3 protein-coding genes are annotated in these 2,516 nt (G+C 50.6%); all 3 read left to right on the top strand.

Going from position 1 to position 2,516, the window contains the following annotated elements:
- Positions 1 to 101: 101 nt before the first annotated feature.
- A complete protein-coding gene (locus AC1DVH_RS29455) occupies positions 102 to 1,346 on the top strand; it encodes a glycosyltransferase family 4 protein (protein ID WP_477756752.1) in 1,245 nt (414 codons plus the stop codon).
- Complete coding sequence (locus tag AC1DVH_RS29460; RefSeq protein WP_477756753.1) at positions 1,343 to 2,200, top strand: dTDP-4-dehydrorhamnose reductase family protein; 858 nt, start codon at positions 1,343 to 1,345, stop codon at positions 2,198 to 2,200. The genes AC1DVH_RS29455 and AC1DVH_RS29460 overlap by 4 nt, the downstream gene beginning before the upstream one ends.
- A 33-nt stretch (positions 2,201 to 2,233) precedes the next feature.
- On the top strand, positions 2,234 to 2,516 hold a 283-nt coding region (locus AC1DVH_RS29465), incomplete at its 3' end, for a polysaccharide biosynthesis protein (protein ID WP_477756754.1).

Raw genomic sequence — 2,516 nt, forward strand, 5'->3', positions numbered from 1 at the left:
CGGTTGCACAAAGTGATAAGTTTGATTGGGAACAAACCTCAAGAAAAACGTGGTCCGAGTTGCTGGCGTTGGCCAAGTTGCGAAAAGCAGGTGTTTGATAGATGAGAGTTCTCGTGGTGTCGCAGTATTTTTGGCCGGAATCATTTATTATCAACGACCTGGTCAAAAGCTTGTCTGCTCAAGGGCATGTCGTAAAAGTTCTCACCGGCAAACCRAACTATCCGGATGGTGTTGTGTTCGACGGCTACCATGCTTCCGGATACCAGGAAGAAAGTTACGAAACGACAGTTGGCGTATGCCGTGCACCGCTTAGACCTCGCGGCTCTTCGGGCGCAAAAAACCTGATACTGAATTATTTGTCTTATATCGTAAATGGGCTGAAATTTTACCCGGCTGCTGTAAAAGGCGAACGTTACGACGCAATTTTTGTGTTTGCACCTTCCCCGATTACGTCGGTCATTCCCGCCATCTATTTGAAATGGAAACTCAAGAGTCATCTGGCTGTATGGGTTCAAGATCTCTGGCCAGAGAGTTTGAGTGCGACGGGATTCATCAGGAATAAATCGCTCTTGCGCGTGGTAGGGTGGATGGTCAGAGGCATTTACGCCTGCGTTGACACTTTACTCGTTCAGTCGAGGGCATTCCGGGAACCGGTTGCTCGCTATGCTGATCCCGGCAAGGTCGTGTATTTCCCAAATTGTTATCAGGATACTCCGCCAGGCTCCGAAGAGACCCGGATTCCTGCATCGCTGCTTGCGGAGCTCGAAAACCATTTCTGTCTCGTTTTTGCTGGCAACCTGGGGACCGCACAATCGGTCGAAACCCTGGTTGAGGTAGCAGACAGGCTTCGTCATCTATCCAATCTCCGAATTGTTCTGGTCGGCAGCGGTAGCATGCTGAGCTGGATCGAAAGCCAGAAAAAATCCCGATCATTGGACAACCTTGTCCTCGCCGGCCGGTATCCGGTAGGTGAAATGCCACATTTTTTCAGTCGTGCCACGGGATTGTTGGTGACGTTGAAGCAAGATGAGGCGTTCTCCTATACCATTCCCAGTAAAGTCCAGGCTTACCTTGCCGCGGGGAGGCCGATTGTCGCCGCGCTGGATGGCGAAGGGGCTCGGGTCATTCAAGAGGCCAATGCAGGCCTGACGAGCCCGGCGCAAGATGCCGAAGGTATGGCCAGGTGCATTGAGCAACTTTTCCACATGAGTTCGGATGAACGGGAGTCATTGGGGCAGTCGGGCAGGGCGTACTACCTCGAGCATTTCGAAATGGAGCGTCAAAGCCAGCGTCTCGTCGAAATCCTCTGTACCAGGATCAATGAATTGAAAGGTAGCTCAAAATGAAAGTACTAGTGTTAGGGGTCACCGGGATGCTGGGTAGCACGGTGTTCAGGCAATTCCATGGAAACCCATGCTATGAGGTGTGGGGCACTTTACGTAACCCAGGTGGCGCAAAACACTTTTCAGACGAAACTCGCAGTTCGTTGATCAGCAATGTTGACGTGCTGGACCAGGACTCGCTGGTTTCGGTGCTGGCACGGGTCAAACCGGATGTCGTCATCAACTGCGTCGGCTTGATCAAGCAGCTGGCCGATGCCAAGGATCCCCTTTCGGCGCTTCCCATCAATGCCATGTTGCCGCATCGCATTGCCAAGTTGTGCGAACTGTCTGGCGCTCGCTTGATTCACATCAGTACCGACTGCGTGTTTTCCGGACGTAAAGGGCTTTACACTGAAGAGGATATCTCCGATGCGGAGGATCTCTACGGCAAGTCCAAGTACATTGGCGAGCTTCATGCCCAGCCGAATGCAGTCACTCTCCGGACTTCAATCATCGGTCACGAACTGGGAAGCCAGTACTCGCTGGTGGATTGGTTTCTATCCCAGAACGGGTCGGTCAAGGGCTATGAAAAGGCCATTTTTTCGGGGCTCCCTACCGTGGAGCTGGCGCGTGTCATTCGAGATTATGTGATCCCGAACCCGGAGCTTAAGGGCCTTTATCATGTATCGGTGGCACCCATTGATAAATTGTCTTTGCTGAAATTGGTGGCAGAAGTTTATGAAAAGGAAATCGATATCGTCGCTGACAGTGATCTTTCTATTAATCGTTCGCTGGACTCATCAAAATTTCAATCCGCGACCGGTTACGTTCCACCTTCATGGTTGGAATTGGTCAAATCAATGCGCGCAACGCGTTGATCATTAAATACAATCAAGTCTTGGATGGTAGTTATGTTTGATAATAAAATTTTGATGATCACGGGCGGCACAGGGTCATTTGGTCATACAGTGTTGAAGCGTTTTCTTGATACAGACGTAAAAGAAATTCGTGTATTCAGCCGCGATGAAAAAAAACAGGAAGATATGCGCATTGCCCTGTCGAACGACAAGGTGAAGTTCTATATCGGTGATGTTCGCGATCGCGATAGCCTTGATCAGGCCATGGTCGGTGTGGATTACATTTTTCACGCTGCCGCATTGAAGCAGGTGCCTTCCTGCGAGTTCTACCCTATGG

Source organism: Pseudomonas sp. P4_C3 (genome assembly GCF_056402075.1).

Bases quoted from the DNA above. Each gene is read 5' to 3' on its own strand.
- AC1DVH_RS29460 (WP_477756753.1), top strand. From the start codon at position 1,343: ATGAAAGTACTAGTGTTAGGGGTCACCGGGATGCTGGGTAGCACGGTG.